The 14880-nt window shown below is 44.4% G+C and carries 14 protein-coding genes; 12 read left to right on the forward strand and 2 right to left on the reverse strand.

Going from position 1 to position 14880, the window contains the following annotated elements; all coding sequences use genetic code 11:
- The first annotated feature begins 30 nt into the window (after positions 1 to 30).
- The 4 genes from NLX73_RS02255 (at position 31) to thiI (ending at position 3871) form a co-directional block, all read left to right on the forward strand.
- Complete coding sequence (locus tag NLX73_RS02255; RefSeq protein ID WP_061828535.1) at positions 31 to 423, forward strand: hypothetical protein; 393 nt, start codon at positions 31 to 33, stop codon at positions 421 to 423.
- Between the two features lie 221 nt (positions 424 to 644).
- Positions 645 to 1337: a lytic transglycosylase domain-containing protein gene (locus tag NLX73_RS02260; RefSeq protein ID WP_069289995.1), complete on the forward strand. Its 693-nt coding sequence runs from the start codon at positions 645 to 647 to the stop codon at positions 1335 to 1337.
- 157 nt (positions 1338 to 1494) lie between these two features.
- Positions 1495 to 2643, forward strand: coding sequence for a cysteine desulfurase family protein (locus NLX73_RS02265; protein WP_254325267.1), 1149 nt, complete (start codon positions 1495 to 1497; stop codon positions 2641 to 2643).
- A gap of 1 nt (position 2644) precedes the next feature.
- Positions 2645 to 3871, forward strand: coding sequence for a tRNA uracil 4-sulfurtransferase ThiI (thiI, locus tag NLX73_RS02270; RefSeq protein ID WP_254325268.1), 1227 nt, complete (start codon positions 2645 to 2647; stop codon positions 3869 to 3871).
- Between the two features lie 71 nt (positions 3872 to 3942).
- Here the strand turns inward: thiI and NLX73_RS02275 are convergent, their stop codons facing one another.
- Positions 3943 to 4638 (reverse strand): TerC family protein, encoded by a 696-nt coding sequence (locus NLX73_RS02275; protein ID WP_025722107.1) that lies wholly within the window; start codon positions 4636 to 4638, stop codon positions 3943 to 3945.
- Between the two features lie 217 nt (positions 4639 to 4855).
- On the opposite strand from NLX73_RS02275, the gene NLX73_RS02280 reads away from it, so the two are divergent.
- From NLX73_RS02280 to NLX73_RS02300, 5 genes are all read left to right on the forward strand, one after another.
- On the forward strand, positions 4856 to 5515 hold the full coding sequence (locus NLX73_RS02280) for a TerC family protein (RefSeq protein WP_254325269.1): 660 nt from the start codon (positions 4856 to 4858) through the stop codon (positions 5513 to 5515).
- Between the two features lie 160 nt (positions 5516 to 5675).
- On the forward strand, positions 5676 to 6167 hold the full coding sequence (locus NLX73_RS02285) for a hypothetical protein (protein WP_103049630.1): 492 nt from the start codon (positions 5676 to 5678) through the stop codon (positions 6165 to 6167).
- A 292-nt stretch (positions 6168 to 6459) separates the two neighbouring features.
- Complete coding sequence (gene typA, locus NLX73_RS02290) at positions 6460 to 8301, forward strand: translational GTPase TypA (RefSeq protein WP_061828529.1); 1842 nt, start codon at positions 6460 to 6462, stop codon at positions 8299 to 8301.
- A gap of 126 nt (positions 8302 to 8427) precedes the next feature.
- Positions 8428 to 9489 (forward strand): LCP family protein, encoded by a 1062-nt coding sequence (locus NLX73_RS02295; protein ID WP_254325270.1) that lies wholly within the window; start codon positions 8428 to 8430, stop codon positions 9487 to 9489.
- 302 nt (positions 9490 to 9791) lie between these two features.
- Entirely contained in the window at positions 9792 to 11123 is a 1332-nt protein-coding gene (locus tag NLX73_RS02300; RefSeq protein WP_023989462.1) for a PhoH family protein, read from the forward strand.
- Positions 11124 to 11222: 99 nt separating this feature from the next.
- Here NLX73_RS02300 and NLX73_RS02305 read toward each other — a convergent pair whose 3' ends face one another.
- Positions 11223 to 12308, reverse strand: a complete 1086-nt coding sequence (locus NLX73_RS02305) for a hypothetical protein (protein WP_254325271.1) — start codon at positions 12306 to 12308, stop codon at positions 11223 to 11225.
- A gap of 297 nt (positions 12309 to 12605) precedes the next feature.
- On the opposite strand from NLX73_RS02305, the gene NLX73_RS02310 reads away from it, so the two are divergent.
- From NLX73_RS02310 to NLX73_RS02320, 3 genes are all read left to right on the forward strand, one after another.
- Positions 12606 to 13256: an RsfA family transcriptional regulator gene (locus tag NLX73_RS02310; RefSeq protein WP_254325272.1), complete on the forward strand. Its 651-nt coding sequence runs from the start codon at positions 12606 to 12608 to the stop codon at positions 13254 to 13256.
- A gap of 126 nt (positions 13257 to 13382) precedes the next feature.
- Positions 13383 to 14342 carry a ketopantoate reductase family protein gene (locus NLX73_RS02315; protein ID WP_254325273.1) on the forward strand — a complete coding sequence of 320 codons (960 nt, stop codon included), beginning with the start codon at positions 13383 to 13385 and terminating at the stop codon, positions 14340 to 14342.
- A gap of 4 nt (positions 14343 to 14346) precedes the next feature.
- The gene (locus NLX73_RS02320; RefSeq protein ID WP_165178389.1) at positions 14347 to 14736 is read left to right on the forward strand and encodes a DUF3397 domain-containing protein; all 390 of its coding nucleotides are present in this window, start codon (positions 14347 to 14349) and stop codon (positions 14734 to 14736) included.
- The last annotated feature ends 144 nt before the right edge of the window (positions 14737 to 14880 follow it).

Below are 14880 nucleotides of genomic sequence, written 5' to 3' on the forward strand. Positions count from 1 at the left end.
TTCATTTCGCATTTGGAGGTGCAGTTTATTATGGAAGATCATGAAAATGACAAGCATCAGAGTAAAGAGCATGTTAGCCGCGAACGTGTAGATTACCCCCGTCACATTCATGAACGATCTGCCAAGCGCCGTAATGATCGTGAGGAATATGCAGCAGAGGTTGCTCCCGGCTCAGCTGTGACTCGACATGAGGTTAAGGGTGAAGAGCAGGTTATAAACAATAGTGGCCGTATTTCTGGCTATATTGGTCTGGCTGCAGGAATTGCCTCATTGTTTATGTGGTCAATTGTGCTGGGACCTATTGCTGCAGTTTTAGGTTTTTTTGCTTATGTGAATGGCAGCAAAACGACCGGCATTTGGTCGATTGGTCTGGGGGCGCTAGCGACATTGAGTTATTTTGCTTTTATCCCGTTCGTTCGTTGACCCTACTGGAGAACAAGCTCAGTTTTCTTTTGTATATCCGAGAAAAATCATCTTAGTGATATAATTACATTAAAGCTGATCTATAAAGCTCCGCTGTCTTTTCGACAGAAACGGAGCTTTTTTTCATTAAAAGGTATGGAAGTACATAGTAAAAAGTTGTATCATAGCAGTAATGACAAGCTATTTGGGATATAACAACTATAGAAAGTTGGGAACACCACATGCAAATTGATCCGCGCGTGTCCAAGTCCATGTTAGACATGCAGCTGTTAAATAATATGAGTGCTACAACCCAGACGGGTACAACGGACGCTTTTTCCGGATTACTGGAACAAGTAGGTCAGTTGGAAACAGATGGTGCTGTGACACGAGAAAATTCAAGTGATGTTACCAGAGACGAAAACGGTTTGCTATGGCTTCAATTGGGACCTTCGAGGGGGACGGCTTCGTCATTGTACCCCGCTCCTTCCAGCACAGCAACAGACGGACCCACAACACCTACAGCATATGATGATTTGATTAACGAGGCTAGCCAGAAATACGGCGTTCCAGTAGCGTTGATTAAAGCGGTTATTGATACGGAATCTTCGTTTAATCCGTCGGTCACTTCTTCGGCCGGAGCCAAAGGGCTTATGCAGCTTATGGATGCTACGGCTCAAGGCCTGGGGGTCAGCGACCCGTATGATCCTGTTCAAAATATTGATGCCGGTGTTCGTTATTTGTCCTACCAGATTAAACGATTTAACGGACAAGAAAATATGGCGCTGGCTGCATATAATGCAGGTCCCGGACGGGTGCAGCGGCTTGGTGTAAATAGTGATGAACAGTTAATGGCTGTACTGGACAAGCTTCCGGTGGAAACGCAAAGATATATTACCAAAATTCAAAATGCACGTGAAAAATATACGATCTAAGCCCTATAGCTTACAACGAAAAAAGTGCGTAATTTCAATTAGATTAGGTCCGCAGACAGGATCAATATGGGGAAAGGGTGTCGCTATAATGTAGCGGCCTTTCCCTGTTTTGGTCTTTTTTTGTTGCAGCAGTTATAGAGCGGAAAAGGGGAGTGCAATGAAATATTTTGATTATGCCGCGACAACTCCGCCTTTTGAAGAGGTGATTACAACAGTTGCCGAGGTCATGAGACGCCACTACGGGAATCCATCCTCGATGCATCGATATGGAGAGGATGCGTATAAGTTACTTAAGCGTTCGCGCGAAGTATGTGCTGCGGCTTTGGAAGTGCATCCATCAGAGATTGTCTTCACATCTGGGGCAACGGAAAGCAACAATCTTGCTATCAAGGGAGCAGCTTTGCAGTATCAGACCAGAGGCAAGCATATTGTTACTGTATCGACAGAGCACCCGTCTGTGTATGAAGCTTGCAGACAACTGACAAATCTGGGCTTTGAGGTTACATTTTTACCTGTCGATGCAGAAGGGCATGTGAGCGCCGAACAGGTTTGTGCCGCTGTCCGTAAAGATACGATTTTAGTCAGTATCATGCATGTCAATAATGAGACGGGAAGGGTGCAACCGTTGCATGATATCGGTGTTGCGCTGAAGAAACAGTTCCCCCGTGTATTATTTCATATTGACGGTGTACAGGGGTTTGGAAAGCTACCGGTTGATATCCGGGGATGGCAGGCTGATCTGTACAGCCTCTCTGCGCATAAGTTGCGTGGACCCAAAGGTGCTGGACTACTATTCGTTCGGGAAGGTGTAGAGCTTTTCCCACTGCATAGTGGCGGCTCTCAGGAGCAGGGTTTTCGTGCAGGTACGGAAAATGTACCGCTGCTTGTCGGTATGTCTAAGGCGATACGGTTGGCGGGCGAACGGCAAGTAGAGACAGCACGCCGTATGACCGAGTGGAGAGAACGAGTGGTCGCAGAAGTGAAGACACTCCCTCAACTGCGGCTGAATAGCGGGGAAGAAGCGCCGCATATTGTCCACTTTTCGTATCCGGGCATGAAAGCCGAGGTAATGCTGCATACGCTGGAGCAACTGGGTGTGGTAGTATCCACCAAATCGGCATGCTCTTCGAAATTGGCTGAACCCAGTCGGGTGCTGCTGGCGATGGGATGCAATGAGGCCGAAGCGTCTGGCGGCATTCGTATCAGCTTCGGTGATGAACATACGGAACAGGATATCGATGAGCTTATACTTGCACTGCGACAGGCTGTAGCCAGGCTGGAATCCCTTGAAAGGTGGAAACGTTAAAATGCACTATGATATGCTGTTACTTCGCTTCGGTGAATTTACATTAAAAGGGAAGAATCGGACTCGTTTTGAAAAGGCAGTACTGAATCACGTGAAGCTGCTGCTCAAACCCTTTCCCGGTGCTTCTTTGCGGAAGGAATTTGGACGGATTTATGTGGTTCTCGGAGGAGAGCCTTATGAACAGATCATTCAGGTGTTACAAAAAGTGTTTGGCATCACGACAATAAGTCCTGTCAAAATGGCTCCTGTTGAGCTGGGTGCTATCATTGAGACCGCTGCAGCTTTGATGCGTGAGCTGAATGTGACCGAGGGAACGACGTTCAAGGTAAATGCCCGCAGAGTATGGAAGGAGTTTGCTCATTCCTCACAAGAGATGAATCATTTAATTGGTTCTCCTATATTGCGAGAGTTTCAAGCGTTGAGGGTCGATGTACATCAACCAGATATTGAGTTACGTGTGGAGGTTAGAGAGCAGGCGGCCTATATATTCAGCGATGTTATTATGGCTGTAGGGGGCTTTCCGTTAGGAACGAACGGTAAAGCTATGCTGCTGCTGTCTGGTGGAATTGACAGCCCGGTAGCAGGATGGTCTTCCATGCGTAGAGGATTGGAAATCGAATGTGTACATTTTTATAGCTATCCATTTACAAGTGAGCGTGCGAAAGAAAAGGTTATTGATTTGGCAAGGGTATTAGCAGGCTATGCGGGTCGAATCAAAATCCACCTTGTACCGTTTACAGAGGTGCAGACGGCCTTTACGCGCACTGGACAGGATAATCTGATTATTACGCTAATGAGACGGTCTATGCTACGAATTGCAACGATGCTGGCTGAGCGTGAAGGAGCACTGGCACTCGTGACAGGCGACAGTCTGGGGCAAGTCGCTAGTCAAACGTTATCCAGCATGAATGTGATTGGCCGCTCGACAGAATTACCATTGCTGCGACCTCTCGTAATGATGGATAAACAGGAGATCACGGAAATCGCAAAGCAGATTGGCACCTACGATCTATCGATACTCCCCTATGAGGATTGCTGTACATTGTTTGTTCCTAAATCCCCAACGACCAATCCAAATTTGTGGGTTGTTCAAAAGATTGAAGCCTCTATTCGGGATTTAAATGTGTTGATTGAACAGGCTGTGGCTACAACAGAGACGCTTGTCCTGGAGGCAGGCGGAGCTATAGAGGGGCGCAAAGAGGAAGTTATACAGGAAGATTGGTTTTAAACAAAAAGGCAGACCCGCCAGCTATTTTGGGTCTGCCTTTTTATTTTAGTTAAAACAGTTTTTGAATGATTTTAGACGGCTTTTTCTCGACTGGACACTGCTCTGCGATTTTGAAGATATCCTGTGAGCAAAATACCTGCCATGACTGCGGCAATAAACAAAATACGCAGCGCAGGGTGCTCAGTAAAGTAGGGTTCCAGCTTACGTTCTTCAGTAATCATATTAGAGGCCGTATAACCAAGCACAGCCGATCCTAAATAGATAATCCAAGGGAATTTATTGATCAACTTGATAAAAAGAGTGCTTCCCCATACAACGATCGGTACGCTGATTAATAGTCCCAGCACTACAAGGAGCAAATGCTGCTGGGCCGCGCCAGCAACAGCAATCACGTTGTCCAGACCCATAGCCGCATCGGCTACAACAATCGTGCGGATAGCACCCCATAACGTTGTTCCCGCTTTGACTTCGGTATGGTCCTCCTGGTCTACGAGCAACTTATACGCGATCCAGACTAACATGACACCCCCGATGAGTAACAACCATGGTACTTGAAGCAGCCAGAGTACCACAATGGTGGCTGCTATGCGAATGAGGAGGGCACCACCGGTACCGTACAGTATCGCTTTTTTTTGCGTTGCAGGAGGCAGCTTTCTGGCGGCAAGTCCAATTACAATCGCATTATCTCCTGCGAGCAGAAGGTCAATAAATATCACATTAAGCAGTAGCCAAAAGAACTGAAGTCCGGACATATCAATCGTTCTCATCTCCCTGATTAAACATCCTAAAATCATTGTATGTTGTTTATTTTAATACCCGTTTTTCGGAAATACGATTCATTATATTGCTGTTTGTTATTGATTTCAAGGTCTTTGCTCAACAAATTTGACATCAATTTTTAATAAATAATGACTTATTTGACAAGGCTTATAAGCATAGCCTCGTCCTATTTCGCATACAAGTAGGATGGGGGTGTTTGTACACATGGAGCATATCATTTTGCTGTTGAAAATATTAATGATTAATTTGGTGTTAAGCGGTGATAATGCAGTTGTTATAGCCATGGCGAGCAAAAACTTGCCTGCAAGGCAGCGGAGTCAAGCTATATGGTGGGGGGCAGTCGGTGCAGTCCTCCTGCGCTGTGTTTTGACTTTTGTAGCTGTCATTTTGCTGGGCGTACCCTTTATTCAGGCGGCAGGCGGTCTACTTCTGTTATGGATTGCGTTTAAGCTGCTTTATGAGAATGAGGATCATGTGGGAGTAAGAGCAGAAACAACCATATGGAAGGCTATACAGGTGATTCTGGTAGCGGACTTTGTGATGAGTCTAGATAACGTATTAGCTATTGCAGCCCTAGCAGATGGGGATATCGCCATTATTGTCATTGGGATTGCGATTAGTATTCCGATTGTCGTCTGGGGCAGCAACGTGATTGCGATCTGGCTTCACCGGTTCCCTGTACTTGTTTTGCTCGGATCTGCAATCCTGGCTTTTACGGCAGGAGAAATGCTACTGCGTGATCCACGATTGGGTGTATGGTTAGCAGGTACGGGAGAGCTTATACATGCATGGTTACCGGGACTCTTGGCAACAGCAGTCGTCGTTGCAGGTATATATCGTCAGTTACGAGCTCGCCATATTTGAACGTAGTTTTTTTGGAAAACATCGGCTAAAATAGACATAGAGTTTTTGCGAATGCCAGGTTTACTCGGTTTTTGTAAAGACTCTATATTCACAAAAATATACTTAAAAACAATCACATTAAGAGACCTGAAAACAAATTCAGCAAACAAAGGAGACCACGATGAATTCCGGAAAAGAGCGTATGATCGGAGTGGGCATTGTTGCCGTAGGACTGATTATTTTGTTGGGGAAACTGGGGGCGTTCTCCTTTTTGGGACGAAACTTTTGGCCTTTGCTGTTTTTAATACCTGGAATCGTACTGCATGCAATGTACATGAAGCGTAAAGTTTCACCCTTTATGTTGCTGCCGGCAGGGATTTTGTCGGTTTATGGCTTCTTATTTTTGCTCTGCAATATTTGGGGCTGGCATTTAATGGCCTATTTATGGCCTTTGTTACTTCTAGGTGTGGCGATTGGATTATGGGAGTACGCCATTAATGATATTTCGCTTTCTCGCAATGTATATACAGGGGGCGTAATATTGGGCTTGGTATCGGTGCTTTTATTGGTTATTACCTCCCTAAGAACGGGTATCATATATGTTATTGCAGTTTTACTGATTGGCGCTGGAATCTGGTTGGTCCTAAACAACCGTGGCAAACGCAAAAGGTAAAACGACAAGCTGTGAGATTTTATGGCGGTAAATTACGGAACAGGCAATAATGTCTTGCTTTATGACATATTTCAACTATAATATAATGGATATGATAAGAGCGTCGGAATGATTTCTGACGCTTATTTTAAGGTTTTCACGCGAATCGGAGAGAGAAGCTGTCTGTACAAAGCCTGAAACATATAGAAGGCTGGCAGGGAGTGGGCCTAAAGAACGATTGTTAGCCTTGAATCAGCACTGCTTCAGGATAGAGACACTATTTTGATATACGGAAAGGATATGGATACAAACCATGCATGCTAGAGAAAACATTCGCAATATTGCGATTATTGCCCACGTCGACCACGGAAAAACGACGCTTGTCGACAAGCTGCTTCAACAGTCCGGAACATTTAGAGAACACGAGGCTGTTCAGGAGCGCGCCATGGACTCCAACGATCTGGAGCGTGAACGCGGTATTACGATTTTGGCTAAAAATACAGCTATCACTTACAAAGATTATCTGATTAACATTGTAGATACACCGGGACACGCCGACTTTGGTGGCGAAGTGGAACGGATTATGAAAATGGTTGACGGTGTTTTGCTCGTCGTTGATGCTTACGAAGGTTGCATGCCGCAAACGAAATTCGTACTGCGTAAAGCGCTGGAGCAAAATCTGACGCCAATCGTTGTAGTAAACAAAATTGACCGTCCGGCAGCTCGTCCGGCAGAAGTTATTGACGAAGTACTGGATCTGTTCATCGAGCTGGGTGCGAATGACGAGCAATTGGAATTCCCTGTTGTGTACGCTTCGGCGCTGAACGGAACATCCAGCATGGATGCTGAAAAGCAAGACGATAACATGCAAGCATTGTACGAAACAGTTGTAGAGCACATTCCGGCTCCAACTGAGAAAGTAGATGAGCCTCTTCAATTCCTCGTAACACTGATGGACTATAACGAATACCTTGGCCGAATTGCAGTAGGTCGTGTAAACCGCGGTATCATCAAGCAGGGGCAAGCAGTCACAGTTATGCAGCGTGATGGTAGCAGTAAATCAGCGCGTATTGAGAAGCTGTTCGGCTTCCAAGGTCTGAAACGTATTGAAACTGACCAAGCGGGCGCTGGTGACATTGTTGCGATTGCGGGAATTAAAGATATCAACATCGGTGAAACCATTGCCGATCCAAATCATCCTGAAGCATTGCCTGTACTGAAGATTGATGAGCCGACACTGCAAATGACCTTCCTGGTTAACAACAGCCCATTCGCAGGTCGCGATGGTAAGTGGGTAACATCCCGTAAATTGCGTGAGCGTCTTCTGAAAGAACTCGAAACGGATGTCAGCTTACGTGTTGATGAAACAGATAGTCCGGACGCCTTTATTGTATCCGGACGTGGTGAGTTGCATCTGGGTATCCTGATTGAAAACATGCGTCGTGAAGGTTACGAACTGCAAGTGTCTAAGCCGGAAGTTATCGTCAAGGAAATTGACGGTAAGAAAATGGAGCCAATCGAACGTCTCCTTATTGATATTCCGGAAGAAAGCATGGGCGCGGTTATGGAAAGTTTGGGCTCCCGTAAAGCCGAAATGGTTAACATGATTAATAACGGCACCGGACAGGTTCGCTTGGAATTCTTGATCCCTGCACGTGGTCTGATCGGCTACACTACAAACTTCCTGACTTTGACTCGTGGTTATGGCGTAATGAACCATGCGTTTGACAGCTATGGACCATTTGTTGGCGGTCAAGTAGGTGGACGTCATCAGGGTGTACTCGTGTCAACCGAAAACGGCAGCTCTACATTTTATGGTATGCTGGGCGTGGAAGATCGCGGTATTTTGTTCCTGGAGCCAGGTACTGAAATCTATGAGGGTATGATCGTTGGGGAGCACACACGTGATAACGACATTGTCGTTAACATTTGTAAAGAAAAACAACTGACAAACGTTCGTTCAGCAACAAAAGACGATACAGTTAAACTGAAAACACCTGTTATCTTCTCTTTGGAGCAGGCGCTCGAATATCTGAATGATGATGAGTATTGCGAAATTACACCTAACGCTATCCGTTTGCGTAAAAAGATCTTGAACAAAGGTGAACGCGAGCGTGCGGAGAAACAACGTAAAACAGCACAAGCAAATATGTAATTGATTGGATTGGTCTTTGGCCACAGCGGCGACGCCCGGGAACGGGATGCGCCGCTGTGTGTGTTTTAGGATTGTAAAACTTGGAGAAAGCTATATTTCTCAAAACGCAGGAAAAGGTGTTGAAGCATGAGTAATCTTTCGAACGGATTGCCTCCCCGGACACAAAGCGGGAAAAAATCCGCCAAACCGAAAAAAACGAAAAAGAAAAAAAGCTTTTTCAGATCGTTTATGAAGTTTGTCTTGTTTCTGCTTATTATAGGTATTTTGGCAGCAGGTGGTTATACTTACTATCTTTACAATCAGGTAGAGGAAGTTTTGGATACGGGGATCAACAAGGAAGTACCCAAAACACAATTGGCAGAAACTAAGCCTTTGACTATCTTATTGCTAGGAACCGATTACCGCCCTGATCATCCGACTTATTTGTCCGACGTTATTATGGTAGCTACATTGAACCCTAATACCAAATCGTCTACCATCGTGTCCTTACCGCGCGATACGCGTCTAGAAATGGATGGATATAAACCTCGCAAGTTGAATGAGTATTATCCGGTGTTTAAGGCTAGAGAGAAAGAATCTGGCGAAGTTGCTGAAGAACAAATGAAGAAGATGATTGGCAAATATTTAAACATTGATATTGATTATGTGACGGTTATTAACTTCCAGGGCTTTAGAGATGTAGTAGATAATTTGGGTGGCGTAGATGTGACGGTTGATAAAAACATGTGTTATCGTGACCGTGCAGATGGTACCGATATTAACCTGACAGTTGGAGCCAAGCATTTGAACGGTGATCAGGCTCTTGATTTTGTTCGCTACCGCAAATCGAATTGTCGTCCGAGAACAGCTGAATCTGACGATTTTGATCGTAATCGTCGACAAAATCAGGTGCTTCATTCCCTAATTGACCAAATGCAATCCTTTAACGCTTTGACCAAGTTTAGTGCAATTATTAAATCGGTTGATAAGAATATGATGACAGATATCGAGTCACAGCAAATGAAAAATATCGTACAAACCTATTGGAATATTTCCAAGCAAAATGTGAAATACAATCCGGTAGCAGGAACGTGGCGTAGCCCGTATGTGTACATTGATGAGCAACAGCTCGATTTGGCCAAGCAAGCGCTACAAGAGGAATTAGCTAAAAAAGCAAGCGACAATACCGCAGCTTCTTCCAATTCCTGAGTATGTATCTTTCTTCCCACTTATGTTATACTCGCAACGAGTAAAGCTCTTATATAACATAAGGGGGTTGAGGTATGTCTAAAGTTATAGTGAACCAAGTCTAGGTCCAGTGAGCAATCACTGGGCCTTTTGTGTCTAATTTCAAAAATGGACAGGCTCAGAGGCTATCTTCACTTACAACTTTTCGTTGTTTTATGCTGCTTTGGGGTTCTTTTTTCAGGGAATCAGCAAGTATTAGGTACCCGGTGAATAGGTATAGGTATGAAACACGAGATTGTCCACGCCGCTTTGGAGGGGATTTAATGAAGAAAATTTTTGTGCTGGATACGAATGTGCTGCTGCATGATCCGAAAGCCATATTTACCTTCAAAGAACATGAAGTTGTTATTCCAGCTGTAGTTCTGGAAGAAATCGACTCCAAAAAACGCAACGCGGATGAGATTGGACGGAATGCCCGCAATGTATCGCGATTGTTGGACGGGTTGAGAGAAGTGGGTCATCTGCATAGTGGTGTTCCACTTCCCCAAGGTGGAAGGCTTAAGGTTGAGTTAAACCACCGAAGTTTTTTGAAAGTTCAGGAGATGTTCGGGGAGGTTTCGAACGATAACCGGATTTTGGCGGTTGCCTTGAATTATCATCTGGAAGAGCAGGAGCAGCCTGAACCACGTTCGGTCGTTTTGGTCAGTAAAGATGTGCTGGTCAGGATCAAGGCAGATGTATTGGGACTGCTGACCGAAGACTACCTATCCGATAGAACAGGCGATCTAAGTGAGCTATATCCCGGATACTCGGCAATACAGGTGCACCCGTCCATCATAGATGAATTTTACTCTAACCGTTTTTTACCAATCAAGCCACTGGAACTACCTTATACGCTGTATCCACATGAATTTGTCATTCTGAAAGATGAAATGGGAACTGGAAAATCAGCTTTGCTGAAAGTAAATCAGGAGGCAGAGCGATTAGAGCCGCTGTACTTAAGTAACGAATCGGTATGGGGAATCAGCGCGCGTAATGCTCAACAGCGGATGGCATTGGAGCTTTTGCTTAATGACGATATCCCCCTCGTGACCATTACAGGAAAAGCGGGTACGGGCAAAACGCTGCTGGCGCTGGCGGCAGGTTTGCTTAAGGTAGAGGATGAACATCGCTTCAAGAAACTGCTGATTGCTCGGCCTGTTGTTCCTATGGGTAAGGATATTGGTTATTTACCGGGAGAAAAGGATGAAAAACTTCGCCCGTGGATGCAACCAATCTACGACAATCTAGAGTATCTGTTTGATGCCAAAAAATCAGGTGATATCGACAAAATTTTGATGGGCTTGGGCAGTATTCAGGTGGAGGCACTTACTTATATTCGCGGGCGTTCGATACCTGGGCAATTTATTATAGTCGATGAGGCGCAAAACTTATCCCGACATGAGATCAAAACGATTGTGTCCCGGGTGGGTGAGGGAAGCAAGATTATTTTGATGGGAGACCCGGAGCAGATTGATCACCCTTATCTGGATGCAGCCAGTAACGGTCTAACCTATGTGGTGGAGCGGTTTAAGCAAGAAGGGATTAGTGGGCATATCATGTTGGAAAAAGGAGAACGCTCCAAGCTTGCGCAGTTGGCAGCCGATCTGCTATAAAATCCCTATCGTTATTACAATAATAAAGACCTCGGGAATATCCCGGGGTCTCTTGTTTTGTATACGTAAAAATTCAGAACAATGAAAGTGAGCAAAAGCTTATTTAAAGTTTAATTCGAGCTTAACTTCAAGCATTCCTGCTAAAGTGCGTACTTCTGTGGCTTTGACATAGGAAATAAGCTGTTGTGGGTAGAAACCTAGATCAAAATCTTTTTCCAGCTTGTTGCGGGTCGTATCAGGGAGTTCCAGACCATTAAATACCAATCGATCTACATGAAATAAAATTGCATTTTTCGGTTCATTTTCTACCGTGTAGTGACCTTCTACTCTTAATTTCATCGTTCCCTGCTGACCTTCTACCATAATTCGATCCTGTGCAAATGTAAAGTTGAAGTGATTAAACAATTCATTTTCTGACTTTAAAAAACGGTTAAAGTCCTCTTCGCGAATGCTTATCGTAATCACTTTTCCATTTGTAACCATAGCACCTTGTTGTTGTTGAATGAATTGCGGTAAATCCTGCATAGCTTGAGCTAATGCTTTAAAGTGCTTATTTACCTCGTAGACACCTACATTCTCCCAATAAGCTGTCATTTCGCCAATAAGCTTGCGTAGGGTATCCGGGTCATTACTGGCGTTAACGCCGTCATTTACACGCGACTGAAGCAGGATAATGCGTTTGCGTTGTGCCAGTAAGTTTGTTTTGACTGTCTCCAATTCCATTGAGGCTTGGGTGACTTGTTGTTCTGTTTTTCGCATAGATTGATAATTGGATTCGTATTCTTGAAGCACATCCTGATCGTGACTAATTAATAATAAGTAGTAATCGTACAGAGAGAGAAGTTGCCTTATACTTTTCGCCCCTAGCACTACACTCAACAGCTTGTCCCTTTCTCCCATATAATACGATCGCAGCACAGAACCTGCACGCTTCCGTTGTATGGTCATTTGCTCTTGCTGAACGGTGAGATTACTTCGCAATTCCCGCTGACGCTGCAAAAGAGTCTGCTGCTCTTGACTGATTCGCTCAATTTCATGGTCTATCTCTACAATCGACAGGCTATCTTGTAAAATCTGACTTTCTTCATGGGAGGGAGCGGCCAGAGTAGGACGTACATATATGAAAGTTAGCAACATAATGGTGGCCAGCAGAGTGCTGATTGTGATTTTTACTCGTTTATTCATGTGGTTTCCCCTTTTATGTATTCCCGAAAAAAACTAATAGTAATGTATATGATCCTTTCTGTTTCTTTAACCATTCATTTTATTGTACAGCAGTCTGAGCATGCTTGAAACCCGAAACTGTTTACGTTCACGTATGAGTTCTTGCAGAAATGGAAATACAATTTAGTATCAAATAGATTCTATGAACTCTACGAGAGGCATAGGAATGAATAAACAGCTTTTATACCCTATTCAAATACCGGCAAGATCGGTTCATGAAGACGGTTATTTCAGGATGTTGTTAGGAGGGCTAGAGGCATGACTGCAATAAGACAAGATGCATGGAGTGTGGAAGATGACTTGATATTGGCGGAGGTGACATTGCGGCATATCCGTGAAGGTGGGACGCAGCTCGCTGCGTTTGAGGAGGTTGGTCAAAAAATCGGAAGAACCTCTGCAGCATGCGGCTTTCGTTGGAACAGCTGCGTGCGCAAACGTTATGATGAAGCGATTAGCATTGCCAAAGCACAGCGCCAGAAGCGCAGCTATATCCGTAAGCAGAACCCGGTAGGTGTATCACAGGTTGCGGCTTTTGCCTCGCTTGATACGGTCGAAGGTGGGTACAGAACGGATGGTACGAGTGAGGATACGTTATCTATTGATGCAGTAATTCGCTTCTTGCGTCAATGGAAGGGATCTGTCCAGGAAACGAATCGGCAGATTAAGATGCTGGAGAAAGATTTACGGGAAAAGGAAGAAGAATTGAATCAGCTTCGCTCCATAAATGACCGGCTGTCCAAAGAAGTGAATGAGGTGCAAACCGACTATCGTGTTGTGAATGATGATTATAAAGCTCTGATTCAGATTATGGACCGGGCTCGGCGCTTGGCTTTAATCACTGATGATGAGGAAGAGCTTAAATCCAGATTCAAAATGGACGCCAATGGGAATCTGGAGCGCATTGAGTAACAAGATTACTTCTGCAATATTGAAATAAAACGTCAACTAGCGCTTTGCTGTAGTTGGCGTTTTTTGTATTTCTTTAGAGTGCATATGATATAGTAGAAAAAAAGATGGGAGCGAGACGATACAAAGGTGATTGATATTATTGGAGCGGGTTCGCTGGGATTGTTGTTTGCCGGGAGGTTGTCTGCCTCAGGTACAAAAGTAAGGCTGTGGACGCGTACACTTGAGCAGGCACACATCATTGCTCGTGAAGGGATTACTGTGTTTGATAAGGAGGGACAGACGGCAGTACATGTGTCCGGGAATAAATTGAAGGTAGCGCCATTGGCAGATTGGCAACGGTTAAATTCACAGGCTCCGGCACGATGGATAATGCTTATGACCAAACAGGGGGCGATTGAGGAAGTATTAGAACAGATCCAGCCTGCAGCTCAAATGGATAGAGATACAGGAATTGTTTGCTTGCAGAATGGAATCGGCCATATAGAACGCATTAGAAAGGCTTGGCCTAAAGCTGTAGTATACCCTGCTGTGACGACTGAAGGAGCCAAGAGGCAGGGAGTAGCATCTATTGTACATGCAGGATCGGGTGTTACTGAAATAGGATGTTCGGAGGAAGAGGAGGAGTCGAAGAACAATAATTTTAATCAATGTGTGCTAAATCGGCTGGTTGCAGCAGGATTTGACGCTTGCTTGTCGAAAGAAATCGAGAATGGTATGTATCGTAAGTTGTTGATCAATGCTGTGATCAATCCGCTGACGGCGTTATGGCGAGTTCGTAATGGCGAGCTGCTTTTGGACCCTATTCGAATACATATGATGCGCAGGCTTTACGATGAAGGCATTCAAGTGTATGAAGCTCATGGTATCCACTGGGAAAACGCATGGTGGGAGCAAATTATGAATGTATGCCGGGCAACGGCAGAGAATCACTCGTCCATGCTAGCTGATGTACTTGCACAGTCCATGACGGAAGTTGCTTCGATTAACGGACAACTGGTGCAGATGGCAGATCGGGCTGGAGTTACTGCACCAACTCATGAGTTATTGTGGCAATTAATTGAAGGCATGCGGCTAAAAGAGGGGTGATCAGTTGAGTCTTATACAAGGTACTATTATCACTTTCAGTATTCTTCCCTTTTTTCCGTTTTTGATCGTGTTTGCGGTTTGTCGCTACATTCTTAAAATGGAAAAAAAGAAATCGTTACTTACTTCTATGGATATTACCACGTTTTTTCTGATATTTTCCGTCGCAGCACTCTTTAACGTCATTTTTACATCTCGATTCGGTTTTTATTTGATTCTACTGCTCCTATTACTGGCTTTGGGTTTAATTGGAGGAGCTCAAAATCGAATAAAAGGGAAGGTTGATGGTAAAAGATTATGTAGAGCGGTCTGGAGATTAACTTTTATGGCGATGACATTGGCGTATATTTTGTTGACTGTAGTTGGTATATTTAAGAATATATTCAACGCCATGTGATATAAGGTGACATGAAAAGGTGAAAAAATATGAATTAATCATGTTTTTTTGAAAAAAAAGCTCAATTTGAAGAAATGTAATGTAGATTTTTTTGACCGCTGGTTGTATAATCTATAAACATATACCACTTTAGAACTAGGGGGA

Source organism: Paenibacillus sp. CH40 (assembly GCF_024213605.1).
Lineage (GTDB): Bacteria > Bacillota > Bacilli > Paenibacillales > Paenibacillaceae > Paenibacillus > Paenibacillus polymyxa_B.

Bases quoted from the DNA above. Each gene is read 5' to 3' on its own strand.
- NLX73_RS02255 (WP_061828535.1), top strand. From the start codon at position 31: ATGGAAGATCATGAAAATGACAAGCATCAGAGTAAAGAGCATGTTAGC.
- NLX73_RS02260 (WP_069289995.1), top strand. From the start codon at position 645: ATGCAAATTGATCCGCGCGTGTCCAAGTCCATGTTAGACATGCAGCTG.
- NLX73_RS02265 (WP_254325267.1), top strand. From the start codon at position 1,495: ATGAAATATTTTGATTATGCCGCGACAACTCCGCCTTTTGAAGAGGTG.
- thiI (WP_254325268.1), top strand. From the start codon at position 2,645: ATGCACTATGATATGCTGTTACTTCGCTTCGGTGAATTTACATTAAAA.
- NLX73_RS02275 (WP_025722107.1), bottom strand. From the start codon at position 4,638: ATGAGAACGATTGATATGTCCGGACTTCAGTTCTTTTGGCTACTGCTT.
- NLX73_RS02280 (WP_254325269.1), top strand. From the start codon at position 4,856: ATGGAGCATATCATTTTGCTGTTGAAAATATTAATGATTAATTTGGTG.
- NLX73_RS02285 (WP_103049630.1), top strand. From the start codon at position 5,676: ATGAATTCCGGAAAAGAGCGTATGATCGGAGTGGGCATTGTTGCCGTA.
- typA (WP_061828529.1), top strand. From the start codon at position 6,460: ATGCATGCTAGAGAAAACATTCGCAATATTGCGATTATTGCCCACGTC.
- NLX73_RS02295 (WP_254325270.1), top strand. From the start codon at position 8,428: ATGAGTAATCTTTCGAACGGATTGCCTCCCCGGACACAAAGCGGGAAA.
- NLX73_RS02300 (WP_023989462.1), top strand. From the start codon at position 9,792: ATGAAGAAAATTTTTGTGCTGGATACGAATGTGCTGCTGCATGATCCG.
- NLX73_RS02305 (WP_254325271.1), bottom strand. From the start codon at position 12,308: ATGAATAAACGAGTAAAAATCACAATCAGCACTCTGCTGGCCACCATT.
- NLX73_RS02310 (WP_254325272.1), top strand. From the start codon at position 12,606: ATGACTGCAATAAGACAAGATGCATGGAGTGTGGAAGATGACTTGATA.